Below are 21,106 nucleotides of genomic sequence, written 5' to 3'. Positions count from 1 at the left end.
TCGCTCACCACCCAATAGAACGGAGAACCATGGCCCGCCCACCAGCTGCCCGCGGCAAAGTGCTGGACGCCTATATTGCGCTGCTATGCGAAGAAGGGGAGCGCGCGGCGACGCTGGATGCCACCGCGGCTCGTGCCGGAGTTTCCAAAGGGGGACTGCTCTACCATTTCGCTTCCAAAGATGCACTGGCAGAAGCCGTTATCGAAGAGGCTGAAGTTCACATAGCTCGAGACGTGGAAGCCATGAGCGGCGCGGAGGAAGGCGGGGCCGCCTACTTCATCCGCACGAGCGCCGAAGTGGACACGGAACTAGACCGTCATCTGGTCGCCCTGCACCGATTGGCTCAGGCAGGAGTCGTGAATGCCACCGAGAAAATTGAAAGCACCAACGAACGCTGGTACCGGAGCATTCTCGATGACGTTGGCAGCAAGGACCTGGCTCATTTGGTCATGCTCACCGGTGAAGGGCTCTATGCCGAGCTCTCGCTTCCGGGCACGTGGTACCAGCGTAATTTTGATGGTGAGCTCGATCGGTTACTACAGTTGGTCTCAACAATAAAAAAGTTGGGAAATCTCAACGAACACTGAGCAGAAAGACTTCAATGGCGAAAGACAGCGTTGCTACCTCCATCCGCTCACGGATAGGAGCTCTACTTGGCATCCTGCTGCTGGCCCTATCGCTGCGCGCCGCTGTTGTCTCGGTGTCACCGCTGCTGGCCCGCATTGAAGCCGACATTCCCTTCACCGAATTCACCACGGGATTGCTGGCCATGCTGGCACCGATCGCTTTTGCGATTTTCGGCTTGCTCACCCCAAGGCTGATCAAATCCTTCGGCTTGGAAAAAACGCTGATCATTTCGCTGGCGCTGGCTGTGGTGGGCCAGCTGGCCCGTGTCTTCATGCCCGAGGTGTACTCATTCCTGGCGCTGTCGATTGTCACCCTTGCCGGCTATGGCATGGGCAACGTGGTTCTGCCGCCGCTGGTGAAGAAATACTTCCCTGAACGAATCGGGCTGGTCACCAGCGGCTATGTCACGATGCTTGCCATCGGAACCTGGATGGCGCCGCAGTTCTCAGTCCCGATGGCCAACCTGAGCAACTGGAAAATCTCCATCGGTTCCTGGGCGCTGCTCTCCAGCCTCGTGCTGATCCCGTGGATGGTGCAGCTCTTTGCTGATCGTGGCGTCACGCGTCCGGAACACCCGGTCAATGCGAGCGGGGCTGCGCACCCCATTGCCAAAATCAATCCATGGAAGTCCAAAGTCGCCTGGGGCCTTGCCATCTACCTTGCCGGCAACTCGGCTCAAACCTACGTGTACTTCACCTGGCTGCCGCCATACCTGCAAAATCGTGGCCTCGACGAATTGACCGCAGGAAATATGCTGGCCCTGTTTGCCATCCTCGGCCTGCCAGTAAGCCTGCTGGTTCCACTGTGGGTTCCCCGGCTGAAAAACCCGATTGTCGCAGTGCTGATTTTCACTGCCTGCTGGATCATCGGACACCTGGGCATCTTCCTGTCGCCAACACATAACACCGCGCTGTGGGTTTGCGCCGCCGGACTGGGCCAGGGAACGTTTGCCATTGCCTTGCTGATGATGAATCTGCGTTCGCGCACCACCTACGGTTCGGGCGTGCTCTCGGGATTTGCCCAGGGCCTGGGCTACGCCGGGGCGGCCATTGTGCCGATGCTCTTTGGCCTGGTGCAAAAGGCCACAGATTCATGGGGCGCAGCATTCTCAATGCTCGCTGGCTGTGTGGTTGTGATGCTCATCGGCGCGGTGATCATCAACCCTCCACGCACTATCGAGGACGATTCCCCGAGCACCGAAGATCTGGGAAAGCTCGAGCGCATCGACTGAGAAGCCAGAAGCATCCGCAGCTGCCACCTAGAAGTGCCGCTGGGGTCCATCCGGTGCCGGAGGATTCTGATGGGCACGGTGCCAGTGGCCGGCAGCCAACGGAACCGACCAGCCAAAACGCAGTGACGCCACACGAATGAGGAAGGCCAACGCCGCGATCGCTGCACCCACCGGAACGCTCATGAATCCCAGATGCCACGCGATGGCGGTGAGCCCAGATCCCACCATGGCAGCCAGCGCGTAGATATCGCGCGGGTTGAAGAGGTCTGGAGTCACATTGGAAATGACGTCTCGCAGCAGTCCACCGCCAACGCTGGTGATCACGCCCAGCAACACTGCCGTCACCGGATTGAACTGATGCTCCAGGGCCTTCAACGTCCCGGTCACGCAAAACAGTCCCAGCCCGGCAGCGTCAAAAAGCTGAACCAGGCGGTGCAGCTTCTGAACGGCGGGCGTGAACGCATAGACGCACAGCGCGGCCAAGACCGGAGGTACAAAATAGATCGGGTGTTCAAAGGTTGCCGGCGACTGATTGAGAATCACGTCGCGGACCAGCCCTCCGCCCAAGCCGCACACTCCGCCGAGGAAGGCCGATCCCAAAATATCGAATCCCCTGCGGGCGGCCATCAAGGATCCTGCCACGGCAAAGAAGAAAATACCGACGAGTTCAATCAGGATGTACATTCCAGTGCCTCAAACGGGGTCGGCGACGTGTGGTCAATGACCAATTATTACCCGAAGTGCCGATCAGCAAAGAATCTTAGCGATCCTGACCAGGGTGTTGTGGTTCCGGGTAGTCAGAACCCGTAGCTTGGCCTGGGCCTGAACCAGCTTCGCTACTGGATCGGTAGTACTGGTTCCCTTGGACGCGATCCACTGCACTGCACGACCCGTGACCAAGAAGCCGCGCGGATCATCCAGGGCCTGGATGGCCTGCCCCAGCTCCTGGGCATCCTGCGCGCTATGGCACAAGGTGAGATAACCATGATGCTGCTCCACGGGTTCGGGCAACGGCAGCCCGAATGGCCCAGCCAAGTCCTCGATCTCCTTTTGGGTGAAAACCAGGGTTGGGATTTCTCGTTGATAGTACGTGCGCAAAAGATCATTGCACCGGCCTTGGATTATCAACGGATCCGGGATGTCGGAGGCGAGCACCACGTTGCCGCTCGCCAGCAGCGTCTTGACGTCGCTGAACCCACCGTCCTGAAGCAGGAGCGCGAGGTCCTTCATCAGCACCTTGACGCCGCCAACATTCACGCCCCGGAGGAACACGGCATATTTGCTCATCGTTTTATCCCAGCTCGTCGGAATCATACTTTCGGAGGGTCGTCCTGCAACCCAAAGATCGCTAGGATCAAGAATATGCCTATGCACTTGCCTTTCGGATCCTGGCCCTCATCAATCACGGCTCAAGACGTTGCAGCGGGGACTAAACCATTAGGCGGCGCCTGCTTCTTCAAAGACCGCGTCATAGTCCAGGAAGGGCGCCCCGCAGAAGGCGGCCGGATCACGCTGGTGGAATACGGCACCTATGGACAACACGGCAAAGAACTGGTCAATGCACCGTATAACGTCCGCTCACGGGTTCACGAATATGGCGGCTCCAGCTGGATGCTGGACGAATCGGGAGCCGGCAAGATCATCTTCTCCAATTTTGCCGACCAACGCGTGTACACGGTAGGCATTGGCGAGCATCAACCGGCGCCGTTGACCCCGGCCAGCACGGTCGAGGGCGACCCGCAACTGCGCTTTGCAGAATTCACCCGCGGCCCCGAGGGCAGCATCCTTGCCATCATGGAAGACCTTCGCGGCGAGCCCGTGCGCCAAATCGTGCAAATCCCGCTCGATGGCAGTGCAGCTCAAGAGCTCTCCAATATCAGGATCCTGAGCGAACCTGCGCGATTTGTGGCTGCCCCGCGGCTCAGCCCCAATGGCCAGAAGCTGTCCTGGATCAGCTGGGAGCATCCGAACATGCCTTGGGATTCCACCTATTTGCACCTGGCTGGATTCTCCGAAACCGGAGTGCTGGAGAGCGAAGTGATTGCCGGCGGAGCAGAAGAATCCGTCATGCAGCCCGAATGGCTGGACGATGACCGGCTGGCATTCATCTCCGATGCCAGCGGCTGGTGGAACCCCTATGTGTACCAGAACGGTTCTTCGCGTACCACTCGCCTTGTTGACCGCCCGGCAGAATTCGCCGGACCCTTATGGCAGGTCGGGACCAGCTGGTACCTGGTCGAAAATCAACACACCCTGTTGTGCTCCTACGGAACAGGAACCACATCCCTGGCCCGCGTGCATTCGGACACCGGGGGATTAGACGATTTTGAATTGCCCTTCACCCGTGTCCGGCCTTTTGCCGTCAACGATGACTGGCTGTTGGCCGGAACCTCATCGATGACCCATGGCGAAGAGATCACCCTGATCAACCTCGAATCCTTGGAACACCACGCGGTGACCCGGTCCATGGAGAACTTGCCAGAAGCAGGGATGCTGCCATCTGTTGAAGAATTCCAATGCAAGAACCTTGCCGGACAGTCGGTGCACGCATTGCTCTATCGTCCAGCCCAAGACGGCATGGCCGGGATGGACGGTGAACTGCCACCCTTCGTCACCTTTGTCCACGGCGGACCAACCAGCCAGGCCTCGGCGACGTTGAGCGCGGCGGTGGCCTATTACACCTCGCGCGGCATTGGCGTGGTAGACGTGAACTACGGTGGCTCGACGGGATATGGCCGCGAATACCGCAACCGATTGCGTGGAGCCTGGGGTGTTGTTGACGTTTCCGATACGGTCGCCGTAATCCACGCCTTGGTCGGACAAAAGATTGCTGACCCGGCACGCATTGGCATCGAAGGCGGAAGTGCCGGAGGATGGACCGTACTGTGCGCATTGACCTTCTCGGATGTTTTTACCGCTGGCATCAGCCGGTATGGCGTCTCCGATTTGGTAGGTCTGGTTCAAGACACCCACGACTTCGAATCCCAGTACATGTTCTCACTGGTCGGCCCATATCCGCAGGCCGCGGATCTCTACGAGAAGCGTGCACCGATCAACCACGTTTCAAAGATCTCCTGCCCGGTTTTGCTCCTGCAGGGTGATGAAGACAAAGTGGTTCCGCCAGCTCAGTCGCAGGTGGTCGCTGACGCGCTCGCCGAACGAGGCATCGCTCATGCGTACATCCTTTTTGAAGGCGAACAGCATGGCTTCAGAAAGTCTGAAAATATTGTGCGGGCGCTGGAAAGCTCGTTGGCGTTCTACTCGCAAATCTTTGATTTCGAGGCTGACGTTCCAGCCATCGAATTATCCTAGACGCGGGCGCTGTGGGGAACTACAGCTCGGTGTCGGGCTCCTGCCAGGAAGTGCGCAAGCGATCCATTTCGCGGCGATCCTTCTTGGTGGGGCGCCCTGCGCCGCGTTCGCGCACCGGAACCTGCGGTATGACGACACGTTCTCGGGGCGGCGTATGGTCCAAGTAGCACTTGGTGGCCACGGGAGCTGAAACGCGCTTGGAAAGCAGGCCCGTGATTTCAAGGTCACGGTCAAATCCATCTTTGCGCACACGGACGCGGTCACCTGTAACGACAGTCTGCGAAGCCTTGACCGGGTCGCCGTTTAAACGCACGTGACCTGCGCGGCACGCAGCCGTCGCTGCGGATCGTGTTTTGTAAATTCGCACGGACCACAACCAGGCATCGAGTCTGACTTTGCCGCTGGTGGGAATCTCAACCATGAGAAAAGTCTAGAACACCGGCATAGTGGCCAGGGCGCAGTCAGTTGCTTTCAGCTGCAGCGTTGTCGCAAGCTTCCTTGAGCCGGTCCTGCAAAGCGACAGGAGCCTGATCGCCGGCATCAGCGAGGTCGTTAAGTACCTGGACCATCTCTTCGGGCAGTCCGCCGCCATCCACTGATTTCACGATGGAAGACAAGACACGCAGCTCGCTGGAGTCAATGGTGCCATCCTGTATTGGAGCGCAGGCCTGGCGAACAATCTCCTTGCTAGCGGCATCCGTGAGCTGATTGGCTGCGCTCGACGCAGTGTCCTGGACAACGGAGCATCCGGCGCTGAGAACCACCACCGATGTGATGGCAAACAGTGTTGCTGCCTTACGAACTTTAACTTTCCCCATGGAACTAAATCCTAACCATTAATGTTGAATTTCTGCTGAATGCCAACCGAGTCGATCATCTGAACTTTGCAGCCAGTGAGGCACAATGGATCGGTGAGCAGCGAGCAGAAGAACACCAGCAATGACCGTGCCATCCAAGAGCGAATTGTCGCCCAGCTGGCTCAGGAGCTATCCATTGAATCCACGGTCGCCGTCTGGCAGATCAAGGCAGCCGTAGAACTACTCGATTCGGGATCAACGGTTCCGTTCATTGCCCGCTATCGCAAAGAAGCAACTGGCATGCTCAGCGACAGCCAATTGCGTTTGCTCGAAGAACGTCTGCGCTACCTGCGTGAATTGGAAGATCGCCGCGCCACAATCCTCGACGCGATCAATGAGTCCGGCAAGCTGACCGAGCAGTTGTCCGCCACGATTGCCGCGGCCACCACTAAAGCTGAACTTGAAGATATTTACCTGCCGTTCAAGTCCAAGCGTCGCACCAAGGCACAGATTGCCCGCGAAGCAGGCTTGGAACCGTTGGCGGATTTGTTGCTTTCCACCCCGGACACCGATCCGCTGCAGGCTGCTGCCGGATACCTCAACGCAGAGGCAGGATTCGCTACCGAAGCTGATGTTCTTTCCGGTGCACGTTCCATCGTGACCGAACGAGTCTCCCAAGATGTGGTGCTCGCAAGCGAACTTCGTGAACGCCTTTGGAACAAGGGCAAGATCAGTGCCAGTGTTTCCAGCACTGCCACCGCAGAAGGCCAGGGGAAATACTCCGACTACTTGGACTATGTTGCGAACCTGGACCGACTGCCTTCGCACCGGGTCTTGGCGCTCTTGCGCGGTGAACGCGAGGGAGTCCTGAACCTCCAGCTGGCTGAAGCAGATCCGCGTGACGAGGATGCTCTGGCCCAGGCACGCCAGGGTTTCGAAAATGCCATAATCGCATCATTGGGCCTGAACGTACCAGCGGGTGCGGCGACGGCGTCCTGGATTTCCCAAACTGTTCGCTTGGCTTGGAAGGCCCGTTTGCTCACACGCTTCGAGTCAGACTTGCGTTCGCGGCTGTTTGAAGCAGCGGAAGACGAATCGGTTAAGATCTTTGCGGCGAATCTCCGCGACGTCCTGTTGGCAGCACCCGCGGGAAACAAGGCCGTTCTGGGATTGGATCCGGGCCTGCGCACCGGTGTGAAGGTTGCGGTAGTCGACCTCACTGGAAAGTCTGTTGAGACAGCCACGATCTACCCGCATGCTCCTGCCAAGAAGTGGGATGAGTCGGTGGCCACCTTGGCCCAGCTGGCGAAGAAGCACGGCACAACCCTGATCGCGGTAGGCAACGGAACAGCAGGGCGTGAAACCGATCGATTGGCAGCTGAAGTCATCAAGGTGCTTGGCGGCTCCGGGATCAGCAAGGTGATCGTTTCCGAGGCTGGAGCATCTGTCTACTCCGCCTCCGAGCTGGCCAGCCAGGAGCTGCCCGGAATGGATGTTTCCCTGCGCGGAGCGGTGTCGATTGCACGCCGCCTCCAAGATCCGCTGGCGGAGCTGGTCAAGATTGATCCGAAGTCCATTGGCGTCGGCCAGTACCAGCATGACGTCACGGCATCGAAGCTGGATCGTGCTTTGGATGCTGTGGTTGAGGACTGTGTGAACGCGGTGGGCGTTGACGTGAATACGGCATCGCCGGCATTGCTGTCGCGGGTTGCCGGAGTCGGACCGCTGTTGAGCCGGAATATTGTTGACCACCGAAATGCCAATGGTCCCTTTGCCACGCGCAAAGACCTGCTCAAGGTGCCACGTTTGGGCGCGAAGGCATTTGAACAGTGCGCCGGCTTCTTGCGGATCACCGGAGGCAAGGAAATGCTGGATGCATCTTCGGTGCACCCGGAAGCCTATGCATTGGCCAAGACGCTGCAGAAAACCGCCCAGGAGCAGGGCCGCAGGCTGGAAGAGCTGAAGCCCCAGGACTTTGTGACCGAGCAATTCGGAGAGCCCACCATTCGAGATGTGATTTCTGAATTGCGTCGTCCAGCTCGAGATCCTCGTGGCGAGTTTGTCACGGCCTCGCTGAAGGAAGGCGTCGAAACCATCAGCGACGTCAAGCCGGGAATGATCCTGGAAGGCACCGTATCCAACGTCGCTGCCTTTGGCGCCTTTGTTGATTTAGGTGTTCATCAGGACGGACTCATTCACGTCTCGGCGATGAGCACCAAGTTCATTTCTGATCCACGCGAAGTGGTCAGTTCCGGGCAGATCGTCAAGGTAAAGGTTCTGGAAGTCGATACGTCACGGAAGCGCATTTCACTAACCTTGCGTCTGGATGATGAATTGCCGGTGGCCGGTGAAGCGGCCAAGGGTGCTGCTCCGCGAGAGCGTCGGCACGCAGGCACAGGCGCTTCCGGCGCTCGCAATGGGCAGAATCGCAGCGGCCAAAACCGCAGGCAGGGGAATCAAGAACCTAAATCTTCGGCATCGGGTAATACTGCTATGGCAGAAGCGCTGCGTCGTGCTGGGCTGAACCGGTAATTAAGGTGGCTTCGGTTTACCTAACCTTTTTTAGCATCGGCTAGGTTAACCTGCTGTCAACGTGGGGCGATTCCCTAATTCAAGTTGGACTAAGTGTGTCCAAACTTCGGTGACAAGTTGGCGAAAGAGACCTAGTCTAAAGACATGGACCTTACAGGAAAACTGGCAGAAGCCTTCAGCACCCAGGTAACTCTCGAACTAACCGCAGCGACGGTATACCGTCAGCTGGCAGTTGAAATGGACGTCATGAGCCTTCCCGGCATTGCTGGATGGTTCCGTGCGCAAGCTGGCGAGGAAATCGTCCACGCGGAAAAGTTCATCACGCACATGACCGACCGTTCAGCTCACCCGAAGATTGGCGAGCAGCCAGCGCCAGAAGTGAATGTCAAGAACGTCGCTGACGCTTTTGCCGCTTCGCTGGCTCATGAGCAGAAAGTCTCCGAAGCCATTCGCGAACTGTACCGACTGGCTCAGACCGAAGGTGACATCGACTCTTTGCCATTGCTGCACTGGTTTATCGACGAGCAGATTGAGGAAGAAGCAACCGTCTCTGAAATTCTGGATCGCGTGAAGCTAATCGGCAATGATGGAAGTGGCCTCCTGCGTTTGGATGCAGAGCTCGGTTCGCGTTCTTCAGGCGACTAGCGGACTAAGAAGCACGCATCTTCTAAAAATGGAATAAACTTAGGGAAGCAACCGGTGGTTGCTTCCCTAAGTTTTCATTTGAGGTGGTCGTGAACCAAGTGGGCTTACCACAAAAATCGGCTTTGACGTCGTCAGTAGCACTTACGCATCGGACGACTGCCTCGCTCAAACTGCGCAAAGGCGCAGGTCGGCACTATGTTGTCCAGAGCAACCTTGCCCACGGCACCGAACTTGCCCTCATCGAAGTCAAAGGCTCATGGGCTCATGTCTTTGTTCACGCAACCTACGGTTGGCTGCCGGAGATCTACCTGGAGCCAATTCCTGAGGTTTTTGATGAACCGGCCATTGCCGACGAAGACGACGAGTATGCAGAACCTGTGCTGTCGCGTTATTCGCTGATTGAGGCCACTCATGTCACTACGGCCACTCTGAACTTGCGCAAGGGCAGCGGGACCGGTTATCCGGTTCTCAAGGTCATTGACCAGGGAAGCAAGGTTCGTTCCATGCTTCAGCAAGGCCTATGGTCTCAGGTCCAGGCAGGCAAGCTATTAGGCTGGGTTCCCAGCATGTATCTGCAGGAGATCCCTTCGCGACCAGCCAAGGGCGGCTTGATCGCAGTACCCAATCAGCGGGCGCTAACCACAATTCGTCTTAATGCCCGTCGCGGACCGGGCGACCATTACTCGCTCGTGCGCATTCTTCCTGCGGACACTGCAGTCGTTATCGTGGCGCGTCAGGGTGCTTGGCGCCGGATTGATCGCGATGGCGAAGAAATGTGGATCCCCGCCAGCCAGCTGCGTACGGTTTACTAAGCGATTTTGAGATCAGCCGAGGTAACTAGGCCTGCTTCGGCCGCAATGACTGCCAACTGAACGCGATTTGAAACGCTGAGCTCGTCCATGACACGGGCAAGGTGAAGCTTGACCGATCCCTCGGAGATATGCGCAAGACGCGAAATCTGAGCATTGGTCAGGCCCGCCGCAACGTGGCGAACTAATCCGCGGTCCCGGTCTCCTAGTTCGCGGAACGCTTCTTGATGAATTGAGCGGCGAACGACGCGTGAAGCGGGCTCCCAACCGTCGGTTGGCGCCGCGAAGAGCTGGTATCCCGCGACAAGCATTCGCAGTGCGCAAGGCAATTCTGAGCTGATTGAGCTCTTGGAAATGAGCGCAGCGCTACCGGCATCGTAAGCCTGCGCGAGTTCACTGCGCTTGTAGCGCGAAGCCATCACGACCACTTTGGTTTGCGGTGTTGCTTCAGAGATCTCGCGAATGGCGCTGTATAGGTTCTGGCCGTCCAGCGTCGACTCAATCAAGATAATGTCTGGCTTCTGTTCAAGGGCTCCAGCGATGGCATCTGCCATTGAGTCCGTGATGTTTTCTAGATCGAAGTCCTCAGTGTTGGAGAGAACCGTGGAGATGCCTGCACGCGAAAAATAATCGCTATCGGCTAGATGAACGCGAATACGCGACATTCAAGAAACCTCGTCCTAAAAAGCTACAAACCCGGTCGGAAACCCCAACCGTACCCCTGCTTAGCTAGTCGTCTGCAGGTACGCCCAGTTTATAACCAGTTAGCCAACTTGTTTTGCTTGATGAGTAACAATCTGACAACAATCGGAACTGTTTTAAGAGGAACCTCTAGTAAATCCTTAGGTCAAGTCACATATCAACTTTGATTCTTACAAAAAGTAGATAATAAATTACTGAACGGTATGACCTGAAAGCTAACGAAAATGGCCGTATGGTCAAAAAAATTGACCTGAGTATGCCAAGAAATAGCTGAAAGAACCCTGTGAGTGCAAGCCGTGCTTCCGTAGAGTCAAGTAGGGACTTTAACAAGGGTTCAAGATCACAACTAACTTTTGGAGGACATTGGTGCAAGCGATTAATTTGCCACCATCGAAAGGAACCGGTCGCCGTACGGCGAGGCGCGTACTTTCTGGGGCGGTAGTGGCCAGCCTATTCGTGGCGCCGACCGTAACAGCCGCGTATGCGGCACCAGCCGATGGCTCCGAGGCTCTTGGACGAGTCCTCGATCTAAATCTTCTAGACATTCCTGTTGCCGATGCGGGGTTCGCATACGCGGGCAACCCGAGCTCGCCAGATGCAAAGCATAACCCTCTGAACGTTGAGGCGCTGGGAGCTTTGAACCTGAACCTGGGTTCAGGACTAAGTGCACTTCCACTAATAAATTCCGACGGGTCAGGACTTCTGACTCTGGGCGAAGCCGGATTGCTCAGCTCGTATGCTGAGGCGCCTAGCTCCACGAGCGCAAAATCAGCAGCTGGTGCAGTTAGCTCGGACGGAACGATTGCCGTCGATTCGGCAAATTCTGGCGCGATGACTGCAAATGTTGATTTGACTAGGCTTTTGGATCAGCTTCAAGTCAGCGGGCTAACTGACCAGCTTGTAGATGAAGCATCATTGGAAATCGGCGCCCTCGGGTCCAAGGCCGACAAGACTGACGGAACCCTGTCGACTGACTACTTGGTTGCTGGTGCCACTGCAACCGTTAGCAGCCCTGCTGTTGGCGGTCTGACCAGCTCGTTGGGAACTGTCGTTGATGGTCTGGGCACTACGCTCAACACGGCTCTGTCTTCCGATGGTGTGCTCGGCACCATCACTTCGGGTCTTGACGCGATCGATATTGATTTGCGCCCGCTGGCCCGCATTGGTGTCACTGATTCCACGGTTGCGCTCAATGGCGTCGACGCTGCACTGCAGCAAGTCAAGGATGACATCCTCACTGGCGTTATTACTTCGGATACCGGCTTGGTGAGCATCGACCTCGGTACGGGTGACATCAGCGTCGATCTGTCCAAGATCACCACCGGTGGGCTCAACGGCAAGCCGGCCAACTATGAAGTGCTAAGCGCGACCGCTGTTCAAGAAATCGCAGACGAGATTACTCTTGCGCTGTCCAATTTGGTCACTGATCTTCGCGATAGCCTTGTTGCTTCACTTGATCAGATTGACATTGTGGTCAACCTCGGTCTGGAAGCTAGCTTGCTCGTTCCACTCGCCGACGGTACGGCAACGGTGGAAGGCAGCGTTGCCAGCTTCCTGGGGTTGGTACCAGAAGAACCAACTACCAACGTTGACTTGACACTGGCCGGCTTGAATCTAGGCTCGCTGATCACCCCACTGACTGCAGGTGTTGTAAGCGTAGTTGGCGACGCATTGGGTACCGTTGTTAACCCAGTTATCGACGGATTGCCAGGAGTTATTACCGGAGTAGTTGATGGCGTTACTGATCCTCTGGAACCCGTTATCGAAGGTGTGCTTAACGAAATCGTTGAGATTACCGTCAACGAGCAGGGAACCACGGTAATTGACGATCCAAATAGCGATCCTGACTCCACTGAGGAGGGTGACTTTGTCACTGCTTTGTCAGTAGAGCTATTGCCAGCAATGGGCGAAGCTGCGAACAAGGTATCTTTCGCCCGTTCGGAAGTCCGCGCAGCGGACGAAGCGCCAACTGAAGCCCCCGTGGTCATTGAAACACCAACTGATGGACAGGAATTTACCGAGGGTGATCCTGTCGATGTCTCCGGTACGGCAGAGCCAGGTAAGACCATTACTGTGACTCTCGACGGCGACGATGCAGCGGCTCAGGAAGTCATTGTTGGCGACGACGGCAAGTGGACGGCTACGTTTGAGGGCCTGACCGAAGGTCCTCATACTGCCGTTGCCACCGATGGCGACGACGACGAAGAGTCTACAGACGAAGTTTCATTCACGGTCGTTGTTTCGAACACCGATGTGAACACAGCGGACAACACCGACGTGAACACTGCGGAGAACACCGACGTGAACACTGCGGAGAACACCGACGTGAACACTGCGGAGAACACCGACGTGAACACTGCGGAGAACACCGATGTGAACACTGCGGAGAACACCGATGTGAACACTGCGGAGAACACCGACGTGAACACGATGTGAACACGATGTGAACACTGCGGAGAACACCGACGTGAACACCGATGTGAACACCGATGTGAACACTGCGGAGAACACCGACGTGAACACCGATGTGAACACTGCGGAGAATACCGACGTGAACACTGCGGAGAACACCGATGTGAACACTGCGGAGAACACCGATGTGAACACTGCGGAGAACACCGACGTGAACACTGCGGAGAACACCGACGTGAACACTGCGGAGAATACCGACGTGAACACCGACGTGAACACTGCGGAGAAAACCGACGTGAACACCGACGTGAACACTGCGGAGAACACCGACGTGAACACCGACGTGAACACTGCGGAGAACACCGACGTGAACACTGCGGAGAATACCGACGTGAACACTGCGGAGAATACCGACGTGAACACTGCGGAGAATACCGACGTGAACACTGCGGAGAATACCGACGTGAACACTGCGGAGAATACCGACGTGAACACTGCGGAGAACACCGATGTGAACACTGCGGAGAACACCGATGTGAACACTGCGGAGAACACCGATGTGAACACTGCGGAGAACACCGATGTGAACACTGCGGAGAACACCGATGTGAACACTGCGGAGAACACCGATGTGAACACTGCGGAGAACACCGACGTGAACACTGCGGAGAATACCGACGTGAACACCGACGTGAACACTGCGGAGAACACGACGTGAACACCGACGTGAACACTGCGGAGAACACCGACGTGAACACCGAGTGAACACTGCGGAGAATACCGACGTGAACACTGCGGAGAATACCGACGTGAACACTGCGGAGAATACCGACGTGAACACTGCGGAGAATACCGACGTGAACACTGCGGAGAACACCGACGTGAACACTGCGGAGAACACCGATGTGAACACTGCGGAGAACACCGATGTGAACACTGCGGAGAACACCGATGTGAACACTGCGGAGAACACCGATGTGAACACTGCGGAGAACACCGATGTGAACACTGCGGAGAACACCGACGTGAACACCGATGTGAACACTGCGGAGAACACCGATGTGAACACTGCGGAGAACACCGATGTGAACACTGCGGAGAATACCGACGTGAACACCGATGTGAACACTGCGGAGAACACTGATGTGAACACGGATGTGAACACTGCGGAGAACACTGCGGAGAATACGGATGTGAACACTGCGGAGAACACCGATGTGAACACTGCGGAGAACACCGATGTGAACACCGCGGAGAACACTTCAGATAACACTGATGACAACACGGCGGATAACACGGAACATCCGATCGTGAACGTGCTGCCTGACAGCGTTACTGAAGGGGACGAGATTACCGTAATTGGTGACAAGTTCACTCCAGACGGTAACGTCAAGATCACTATTCGCAACTCGAACGGCGACGAGGCTCCTATTCACCAGGATGACGTCATCGTTGACGAGAACGGTCACTTTGATTACAAGTTTGATACCGATGGTTTGCCAGAAGGTATCTACATGGTCGAAGTTCAGGACGAAGAAACTGGAAAGACTTACACTGAGTACTTCCAGGTAAATCCTGAGGACGCTGTTGAGAACGAAGTTCACATCGATATCACTCCGAACCGCATTATCAAGGGTGAAATCGGAACCGTGACCGGCAAGGAATTCACCTCGAACGGCGAAGTCAAGATCGAGCAGAGCCCACTAGGCGCGACGACCTTGGCCCAGGCTAAGGCTTTCGCTGCTTCTCTTCCTGAAGGCGTGACCGCTGACGACAAGGGAGATATTAGTTTCGAGGTTGATTCATCTGATCTTGAACTCGGAAATTACCTGATCGTTGCGACTGATGTGAAGACGAACGCGTATGCGTTTACTACGTTCACCGTTGTCGCCGATGATTCGACTGACGCGAACACTGCTGACAACACTGACGCAAACACGGATGCGAACACTGACGCAAACACGGATGCGAACACTGACGCAAACACGGATGCGAACACTGACGCAAACACGGATGCGAACACTGACGCAAACACGGATGCGAACACTGACGCAAACACGGATGCGAACACTGACGCAAACACGGATGCGACACTGACGCAAACACGGATGCGAACACTGACGCAAACACGGATGCGAACACTGACGCAAACACGGATGCGAACACTGACGCAAACACGGATGCGAACACTGACGCAAACACGGATGCGAACACTGACGCAAACACGGATGCGAACACTGACGCAAACACGGATGCGAACACTGACGCAAACACGGATGCGAACACTGACGCAAACACGGATGCGAACACTGACGCAAACACGGATGCGAACACTGACGCAAACACGGATGCGAACACTGACGCAAACACTGACGCAAACACGGATGCGAACACTGACGCAAACACGGATGCGAACACTGACGCAAACACGGATGCGAACACTGACGCAAACACGGATGCGAACACTGACGCAAACACGGATGCGAACACTGACGCAAACACGGATGCGAACACTGACGCAAACACGGATGCGAACACTGACGCAAACACGGATGCGAACACTGATGCGAACGGTAGCGCCAATGCCGCGGACAACTCGGATGCAAATTCCGATGACTCTAAGGAACCACAAAAGGACAATTCCAAGAATGGTGGCCTTGCGGACACCGGTTCTAACGGAGCGCTCTGGATTGGTGCGGGTGCACTCGCACTTGTCCTCATCGGAGCTGGTGTGACTGTGATCGCTCGAAAGCGTTCAGCTTAGTCAATAGCAAGTGGTAGTTAGAAGTAGGAGGGGCATCAATTGATGCCCCTCCCATTTCGCGTTCAAGTCGTGATTGCAATTATTCACGGGCATTGAGGGATCGGAGACAATAGCCTGATGAGGCAACATAAAACTAGGCCCAAACTGTTCACGGTGTTGGTGCTTTTAATTGCAGGTGCGGCAGCATTGGGGCATATTGGTGCGACATTGGCCTTCACTGGACCTTCCACGCCAATTAAGTCGTCATTGCAACCTGGATTGAATCGTTATTTTCTTGGGCCGCTAGATCAAGGGTGGAGCCTTTTTGCTCCCGGTCCGTATTCGCAAGATGAGTACTTTACGATGCGTGCTTGCCTATCGAGTCCGGAAATTTGCGCACAAGGAAGCAAGAAAGGCGCGAAATTCACGGAATGGCGCGACGTCACCGCTGAGGAGATGAAAAGCCGCGCCGGTAACATGTTCGCTAACCGTGAGTCCAAACAGTCAAAGTCGATACATGGAAGGCTTTGGAGTGCCGCATCGGATTTGAGTACAAGCGCACGTGAACAAATCGCAAAACCGTTTATTCAAGGGACTCCAGTATTCGGAGTGGATCTCAGTTCGTCACAGGCGAGGAAAGAATACTCAGCTACAGAATTGAGTAATCTTCGAGCTTACAAGCGAATGGAGGACACGGCCGTCGGCTTCGCATCTCTTTATGCGATTGAGCAGTGGGGTGGAGCGTCAATGGTTGAAATTAAACTCAGGCGTGAACCAATCGTTCCTTTCGCTCAACGAAACAACGATGAAGCTAAAACGAAATCTCGTGAAACGTATATCGGATGGCGAGATACCAAAGAATTCAGTAAAGCGGCGGTGTCGGCATGGAGCTAAATCAGGAGACGGTCAATGCTCCGTCTATCCGAAACTGGATGGTAAAAAATAGAGATTTTGGTTCGAAATTTCTCGCCGCGCTCTACAGCTGGTTTACCGAAAACCGCCATGCGGCATATGGTTTGGCCGTTATGCGCATGGCATCAGGCCTTTTTATCTTGGGCTGGTTAGTAGTAAATGTTCCCGTCGCCTCCAAGATTTGGGGTCCAGGGTCGGAATATCTAGAACCATACCGCTCGGTACTTGGATACAAGTGGCCGTTAGATATTCTGCGTGATGCTGGACTTGGCTTCTTCGTCTTTTGGTATGTGGTTGCCGTAGTTTTAGCGATCGCCTTTGTAATCGGATGGAAGACGCGTTTTGTCACTCCACTCTTTTTCATTTTCTACACGGCCATAAATGCTCAAAACACACCTGTTTCTGACGGTGGAAACTACTTCATCCGAATCATGCTGATTTATCTGATCTTTGCAGATCTATCGAAGCATTGGTCGGTCGATTCTTGGATGCGTAAGCGCGCTGCAAAAAGTAAAAAAGAATTCGAAGCCGTTACGGTGCTTCATAATCTAGCGTTGTGCCTAGTAGTGGCTCAGCTTTGTATGGTCTATTTAGAAGCCGGTCTATACAAAGTTCAGGGTAGTTTGTGGCAGAACGGCACCGCCATGTATTACCCGGTCAATTCTGAAGCTTATGGTGTCTTTCCTTGGCTCAGCGACCTCATCACTGCGAACTCTTGGGTAGTTGCGCTGATTACCTACGTAACTGTGGTGGCACAAATTGCGTTCCCATTCATGCTGTTCCATAAGATCAGCAGGAGGATTGCGCTGATCGTGATTCTTGGGATGCATATCGGTATCGCCGTCGTTATGGGGCTCCCGTTCTTCTCGGGCATCATGGCATCTGCGGACGCCGTCCTTGTCTCCAGCGGCACTTGGTTAACTATTCAGGGATGGCTAGCCACACAATGGAGTGAAAAGTTCCTTCGTAGGAATCCATCTGAAGGTACCTCAGAACCAGAAGATGAATTTACCGACAGGCCGGAAAAGGCATCTTCGACCGCTTAAACGAATAAGTCGGGGCGAACCATGCAAGCTCATGGTTCGCCCCGAGTTTCATGGGCACATTGGCGGCTGCCAATGCATGAATTACTCGCCCACGTAGAACAGGCGCTTGTTTACGAACTCATCCATGCCCAGTGGGCCGAGCTCGCGTCCGAAGCCAGATCGCTTCACACCACCGAACGGCATTTCAGCACCTTCAGCTGCGGCGATGTTGACATTGCTCATGCCAACCTGCAGCTTCTGGGCGACTTTGGCAGCGCGTTCTGCATCGGTGGAGTGCACTGAACCGCCCAGGCCGTAGATGGTGTCGTTAGCGAGGTCCGCAGCTTCCTCGTCGCTGGCTACCTTGTAGACCACGGCTACTGGGCCGAAGAGCTCTTCGTAGAAGGCCCGCATCTCCTTGGTGACACCGGTCAGCACGGCAGGGGAGTAGTAGGCCGCAGGACCATCGTGCAGCACGCCACCGGCGTGCAGGGTCGCTCCCTTGGAGACTGCATCCTGCACCTGGGCGTGGAGGTCCTCGGCTGCCTTGCGCGACGACATCGGCGCGAAGGTCCCTTCCAGCTCTGCCATTGGATCCCCGGCCTCCAGGCCTTCTGCGCGCTTGGTCAGCTCGGCGACGAAGTCGTCATAGATGTCTTCCATGACGATCATGCGCTTGTTCGAGTTACAGGCCTGGCCCGTGTTATCGATGCGGAATCCCCACGCGGTGTCAACGATGCCAGGCACGTCATCCGAATCCAGGACAACGAATGGATCCGAGCCGCCAAGTTCCAGCACGGCCTTCTTCAGGTTCCGGCCCGCTTGCTCGCCGATGATGGCGCCTGCGCGCTCCGAACCGGTCAAGGAAACGCCCTGGATGCGGGAATCAGCGATGATGGTGGAGATCTGGTCGTGCGTTGCGAAGACGTTGTTGTAGACGCCTGCCGGGACGCCGGCCTCGTCCATGATTTCCTGAATGGCCAATGCCGAACGCGGGCAGGACTCGGCGTGTTTCAGGATGATGGTATTGCCCAGCATCAGGTTTGGCGCCGCGAAGCGCGCTACCTGGTAGAGAGGGAAATTCCACGGCATGATGCCTAGAAGGGCGCCAACCGGAAGCTTCTGTACGACGGCCTTGCCGCCGGAGAACGACTTGATTTCCTGGTCCGCAGCCAAGGAAGGTCCCTCGGTGGCAAAGTACTCGAAGATGTCCTTGCAGTATTCTGCCTCGCCGACTGCCTCGGAGAGCGGCTTGCCCATTTCAGTGGTCATGATTTTGCCAAGCTCTTCAGCGCGCTCGGCGAAGAGGGCTGCAACCTTGGAAACGATCTTCGCGCGCTCGGTGATGTCAACATTCTGCCATGACTCGTAGGCAGACTGGGCCGAGCTCAGGGCCTGCTCGACTTGCTCGTCGGTGGCGGCGGCGAATTCTTCAATAACTTCACCGGTGGCCGGGTTCAAGACCTTGTAGGTTGGGGCGCTCATCAATGCTCCTGTCGTTTGTGCAGATTGGTCAGCGTAAGCCTGTTCCTTGACGCTATCGAACTTAACACAATAAATGAATGTAATTCACTTCATTGCGCGTCTACGTCGAGCTTATCCCCAGAATTGCGTTTGAGCCAGTATGCAGAAGCAATATTCATCGGCGGAAAACAGGCCACGCATCCAAGCAAAAGCAAAGCCATGGTCTCCCCAAGTGAACACGGGGAAACCACGGCTTTTGAGATGAACTCACAAGGGAGCTCTCCGGGTGTCGCTAGCTGATGGCTGAGGCGCGCCACCAATCGATTCCGGCATCTCCTTGCGCGATATCGGCAATCTTCGATAGCTCTGTCTCGCTGAATTCCAGGTTGTTCAAAGCACCCAAATTTTCGTCCAGCTGCTTGGTGGAAGAAGCGCCAATGAGCACCGAAGTTGCCGCGCCCTCACGAAGCAGCCATGCCAAAGCCATCTGTGCCAAGGATTGGCCGCGCTGCTGGGCCACCTCGTTCAGGCTTCGGACCTTGGTCATATTCTCTTCTGTCAGTTGGCTTTCAAGTGAGCGGCGACCTCCTTGGCGCTCAACATCAGTGGTCGACAGGTACTTGTCGGTCAGCAAGCCCTGGGCCAATGGAGTGAACGCAATGGTCCCCATGCGTTCTTTCTCCAAAGTTTGCAGCAAGCCATGTTCAACCCAAGGGTTGAGGATGTTGTAGGAAGGTTGGTGAATGACCAGCGGAGTCCCCAGATCATTGGCGATGGCCTTGGCCTCGGCGGTGCGTTCTGCAGAGTAGGAAGAAATGCCAACATAGGTGGCCTTGCCTTGGCGCACCAGGGTATCCAGAGCGCCTATGGTCTCCTCCAGTGGCGTCTTGGGATCAAAGCGATGCGAGTAGAAGATATCCACATAATCCAAGCCCATTTTTTCTAGCGACGCATCGCACGATGCAAGCAAATACTTGCGAGAACCGAAGGTTCCGTACGGGCCCGGCCACATGTCGTAGCCGGCCTTGGAAGAAATCACCAATTCATTTCGGTAAGGCTTGAAGTCCTTGCGCATCATGCGCCCAAAGTTCTCTTCGGCAGAACCCGCAGGTGGACCGTAATTGTTGGCCAGGTCGAAGTGGTTGATGCCGTTGTCAAACGCATGGCGGAGAATTTCTCGCTGGCTGTCGAAGGGCCGGTTGTCTCCGAAGTTCCACCATAATCCCAAGGACAACGGGGGCAGCCGCAAGCCTGAATCGCCAACGCGGCGGTAGCCGTAGTGTTCGTAGCGATCCGCCGCTGCAGTGTAGGGGCGGTGCAATTCCTTGATGGATGACATTCGTTCGTATTCCACGAGACACCTTTCTACCAGCAGCAATGCTGGCTGGGTGGAGGGCAAAGGGCTTCCACCTCAGAATATGCCAGACGGCGACTCGTCCAACATGTTGCCGGGACAAATCTGCTATGTGCGTAACGTTGCGGCAACGGCGTGGATGGGAATCTGATCAGAAGAAATTAAATGAAGAACCGATCCGTCAGGCCAAGGAGGTAACGCCTGCGCGGATCGGTTCTTCTAGATCACTCGCACCTTGAGAAGGTATTAACCACACTAGGAGCCGAGTCTTGAAACAAGCTGAGTGCGACGTGTGTGGTCACCTAGGAAGTTGATGCCTAGTAATTCGACGGTGGGTCAGAAGCAGGGAAGGATTCATCTTCCCACTCTTCGACAAGCTCTTCGTCATGCTGGTCATGAAGCTTTTTCTCTTCGTCGGGATCTACCGGCTGCCCGTTGGCTGATTGTGCATTCATGATCTTCCCCCTTTTGATTTTGGTCCAGACCACTTTTGTTGGCGGTGGCCTTTTCGCGTACATTCAGTCTTCACCTATTAATTGGC

General features: G+C 55.6%; 19 protein-coding genes. 11 read left to right on the top strand and 8 right to left on the bottom strand.

Going from position 1 to position 21,106, the window contains the following annotated elements:
- The first annotated feature begins 29 nt into the window (after nucleotides 1-29).
- A complete protein-coding gene (locus AOZ07_RS13750) occupies nucleotides 30-587 on the top strand; it encodes a TetR/AcrR family transcriptional regulator (protein ID WP_060702498.1) in 558 nt (185 codons plus the stop codon).
- A 14-nt stretch (nucleotides 588-601) separates the two neighbouring features.
- Entirely contained in the window at nucleotides 602-1,858 is a 1,257-nt protein-coding gene (locus AOZ07_RS13745; protein ID WP_060702497.1) for an MFS transporter, read from the top strand.
- 27 nt (nucleotides 1,859-1,885) lie between these two features.
- Here AOZ07_RS13745 and AOZ07_RS13740 read toward each other — a convergent pair whose 3' ends face one another.
- Both AOZ07_RS13740 and AOZ07_RS13735 read right to left on the bottom strand, forming a co-directional pair.
- A complete protein-coding gene (locus AOZ07_RS13740) occupies nucleotides 1,886-2,542 on the bottom strand; it encodes a trimeric intracellular cation channel family protein (RefSeq protein ID WP_060702496.1) in 657 nt (218 codons plus the stop codon).
- A gap of 63 nt (nucleotides 2,543-2,605) precedes the next feature.
- Entirely contained in the window at nucleotides 2,606-3,145 is a 540-nt protein-coding gene (locus tag AOZ07_RS13735) for a DUF1697 domain-containing protein (RefSeq protein ID WP_060702495.1), read from the bottom strand.
- A gap of 81 nt (nucleotides 3,146-3,226) precedes the next feature.
- Here AOZ07_RS13735 and AOZ07_RS13730 point away from each other — a divergent pair, with 81 nt between their 5' ends.
- A complete protein-coding gene (locus tag AOZ07_RS13730; RefSeq protein WP_236995195.1) occupies nucleotides 3,227-5,170 on the top strand; it encodes a S9 family peptidase in 1,944 nt (647 codons plus the stop codon).
- A gap of 19 nt (nucleotides 5,171-5,189) precedes the next feature.
- Here the strand turns inward: AOZ07_RS13730 and AOZ07_RS13725 are convergent, their stop codons facing one another.
- Together AOZ07_RS13725 and AOZ07_RS13720 are read right to left on the bottom strand one after the other, a co-directional pair.
- The gene (locus tag AOZ07_RS13725; protein ID WP_060702493.1) at nucleotides 5,190-5,591 is read right to left on the bottom strand and encodes an RNA-binding S4 domain-containing protein; all 402 of its coding nucleotides are present in this window, start codon (nucleotides 5,589-5,591) and stop codon (nucleotides 5,190-5,192) included.
- Between the two features lie 40 nt (nucleotides 5,592-5,631).
- Nucleotides 5,632-5,988: a hypothetical protein gene (locus AOZ07_RS13720; RefSeq protein ID WP_060702492.1), complete on the bottom strand. Its 357-nt coding sequence runs from the start codon at nucleotides 5,986-5,988 to the stop codon at nucleotides 5,632-5,634.
- A 93-nt stretch (nucleotides 5,989-6,081) separates the two neighbouring features.
- Here AOZ07_RS13720 and AOZ07_RS13715 point away from each other — a divergent pair, with 93 nt between their 5' ends.
- The 3 genes from AOZ07_RS13715 to AOZ07_RS13705 all read left to right on the top strand — a co-directional run bounded on the left by AOZ07_RS13715 (nucleotide 6,082) and on the right by AOZ07_RS13705 (nucleotide 9,956).
- Nucleotides 6,082-8,499: a Tex family protein gene (locus AOZ07_RS13715; RefSeq protein ID WP_060702491.1), complete on the top strand. Its 2,418-nt coding sequence runs from the start codon at nucleotides 6,082-6,084 to the stop codon at nucleotides 8,497-8,499.
- Nucleotides 8,500-8,643: 144 nt separating this feature from the next.
- A complete protein-coding gene (locus AOZ07_RS13710; RefSeq protein WP_060702490.1) occupies nucleotides 8,644-9,144 on the top strand; it encodes a ferritin in 501 nt (166 codons plus the stop codon).
- Nucleotides 9,145-9,266: 122 nt separating this feature from the next.
- A complete protein-coding gene (locus tag AOZ07_RS13705; protein WP_194943678.1) occupies nucleotides 9,267-9,956 on the top strand; it encodes an SH3 domain-containing protein in 690 nt (229 codons plus the stop codon).
- Here the strand turns inward: AOZ07_RS13705 and AOZ07_RS13700 are convergent.
- Nucleotides 9,953-10,618: a response regulator transcription factor gene (locus AOZ07_RS13700; RefSeq protein WP_060702488.1), complete on the bottom strand. Its 666-nt coding sequence runs from the start codon at nucleotides 10,616-10,618 to the stop codon at nucleotides 9,953-9,955. The two genes, AOZ07_RS13705 and AOZ07_RS13700, sit on opposite strands and share 4 nt — an antisense overlap.
- Nucleotides 10,619-11,021: 403 nt before the next feature.
- On the opposite strand from AOZ07_RS13700, the gene AOZ07_RS13695 reads away from it, so the two are divergent.
- The 5 genes from AOZ07_RS13695 (at nucleotide 11,022) to AOZ07_RS13680 (ending at nucleotide 17,768) form a co-directional block, all read left to right on the top strand.
- On the top strand, nucleotides 11,022-13,091 hold the full coding sequence (locus AOZ07_RS13695; protein WP_335334222.1) for a choice-of-anchor G family protein: 2,070 nt from the start codon (nucleotides 11,022-11,024) through the stop codon (nucleotides 13,089-13,091).
- Nucleotides 13,092-13,098: 7 nt separating this feature from the next.
- The gene (locus AOZ07_RS13690; protein WP_060702486.1) at nucleotides 13,099-13,785 is read left to right on the top strand and encodes a hypothetical protein; all 687 of its coding nucleotides are present in this window, start codon (nucleotides 13,099-13,101) and stop codon (nucleotides 13,783-13,785) included.
- Nucleotides 13,786-13,852: 67 nt separating this feature from the next.
- Nucleotides 13,853-15,802, top strand: coding sequence for a hypothetical protein (locus AOZ07_RS18870; RefSeq protein WP_194943676.1), 1,950 nt, complete (start codon nucleotides 13,853-13,855; stop codon nucleotides 15,800-15,802).
- Between the two features lie 146 nt (nucleotides 15,803-15,948).
- Nucleotides 15,949-16,704 carry a DUF5819 family protein gene (locus tag AOZ07_RS18865; RefSeq protein ID WP_146276095.1) on the top strand — a complete coding sequence of 252 codons (756 nt, stop codon included), beginning with the start codon at nucleotides 15,949-15,951 and terminating at the stop codon, nucleotides 16,702-16,704.
- Nucleotides 16,695-17,768, top strand: a complete 1,074-nt coding sequence (locus AOZ07_RS13680) for an HTTM domain-containing protein (RefSeq protein ID WP_084793265.1) — start codon at nucleotides 16,695-16,697, stop codon at nucleotides 17,766-17,768. Before AOZ07_RS18865 ends, AOZ07_RS13680 begins: the two co-directional genes overlap by 10 nt.
- Nucleotides 17,769-17,849: 81 nt before the next feature.
- Here the strand turns inward: AOZ07_RS13680 and AOZ07_RS13675 are convergent, their stop codons facing one another.
- From AOZ07_RS13675 to AOZ07_RS18860, 3 genes are all read right to left on the bottom strand, one after another.
- A complete protein-coding gene (locus AOZ07_RS13675) occupies nucleotides 17,850-19,232 on the bottom strand; it encodes an NAD-dependent succinate-semialdehyde dehydrogenase (RefSeq protein ID WP_060702483.1) in 1,383 nt (460 codons plus the stop codon).
- Between the two features lie 271 nt (nucleotides 19,233-19,503).
- Nucleotides 19,504-20,550, bottom strand: coding sequence for an L-glyceraldehyde 3-phosphate reductase (gene mgrA, locus AOZ07_RS13670; RefSeq protein ID WP_060702482.1), 1,047 nt, complete (start codon nucleotides 20,548-20,550; stop codon nucleotides 19,504-19,506).
- A gap of 332 nt (nucleotides 20,551-20,882) precedes the next feature.
- Nucleotides 20,883-21,020 carry a hypothetical protein gene (locus AOZ07_RS18860; RefSeq protein WP_171919718.1) on the bottom strand — a complete coding sequence of 46 codons (138 nt, stop codon included), beginning with the start codon at nucleotides 21,018-21,020 and terminating at the stop codon, nucleotides 20,883-20,885.
- Nucleotides 21,021-21,106 lie beyond the last annotated feature (86 nt).

This window comes from Glutamicibacter halophytocola (genome assembly GCF_001302565.1).
In the GTDB taxonomy this organism is placed as follows: Bacteria; Actinomycetota; Actinomycetes; order Actinomycetales; family Micrococcaceae; genus Glutamicibacter; species Glutamicibacter halophytocola.
Note: the sequence above shows the minus strand (reverse complement) of the source record. Positions and strands in the feature narration are given on the sequence as shown.

What these genes read in the sequence shown, in the direction of transcription:
- AOZ07_RS13750 (WP_060702498.1), top strand. Translation starts at nt 30, where the DNA reads ATGGCCCGCCCACCAGCTGCCCGCGGCAAAGTGCTGGACGCCTATATT.
- AOZ07_RS13745 (WP_060702497.1), top strand. Translation starts at nt 602, where the DNA reads ATGGCGAAAGACAGCGTTGCTACCTCCATCCGCTCACGGATAGGAGCT.
- AOZ07_RS13740 (WP_060702496.1), bottom strand. Translation starts at nt 2,542, where the DNA reads ATGTACATCCTGATTGAACTCGTCGGTATTTTCTTCTTTGCCGTGGCA.
- AOZ07_RS13735 (WP_060702495.1), bottom strand. Translation starts at nt 3,145, where the DNA reads ATGAGCAAATATGCCGTGTTCCTCCGGGGCGTGAATGTTGGCGGCGTC.
- AOZ07_RS13730 (WP_236995195.1), top strand. Translation starts at nt 3,227, where the DNA reads ATGCACTTGCCTTTCGGATCCTGGCCCTCATCAATCACGGCTCAAGAC.
- AOZ07_RS13725 (WP_060702493.1), bottom strand. Translation starts at nt 5,591, where the DNA reads ATGGTTGAGATTCCCACCAGCGGCAAAGTCAGACTCGATGCCTGGTTG.
- AOZ07_RS13720 (WP_060702492.1), bottom strand. Translation starts at nt 5,988, where the DNA reads ATGGGGAAAGTTAAAGTTCGTAAGGCAGCAACACTGTTTGCCATCACA.
- AOZ07_RS13710 (WP_060702490.1), top strand. Translation starts at nt 8,644, where the DNA reads ATGGACCTTACAGGAAAACTGGCAGAAGCCTTCAGCACCCAGGTAACT.
- AOZ07_RS13700 (WP_060702488.1), bottom strand. Translation starts at nt 10,618, where the DNA reads ATGTCGCGTATTCGCGTTCATCTAGCCGATAGCGATTATTTTTCGCGT.
- AOZ07_RS18865 (WP_146276095.1), top strand. Translation starts at nt 15,949, where the DNA reads ATGAGGCAACATAAAACTAGGCCCAAACTGTTCACGGTGTTGGTGCTT.
- AOZ07_RS13680 (WP_084793265.1), top strand. Translation starts at nt 16,695, where the DNA reads ATGGAGCTAAATCAGGAGACGGTCAATGCTCCGTCTATCCGAAACTGG.
- AOZ07_RS13675 (WP_060702483.1), bottom strand. Translation starts at nt 19,232, where the DNA reads ATGAGCGCCCCAACCTACAAGGTCTTGAACCCGGCCACCGGTGAAGTT.
- mgrA (WP_060702482.1), bottom strand. Translation starts at nt 20,550, where the DNA reads ATGTCATCCATCAAGGAATTGCACCGCCCCTACACTGCAGCGGCGGAT.
- AOZ07_RS18860 (WP_171919718.1), bottom strand. Translation starts at nt 21,020, where the DNA reads ATGAATGCACAATCAGCCAACGGGCAGCCGGTAGATCCCGACGAAGAG.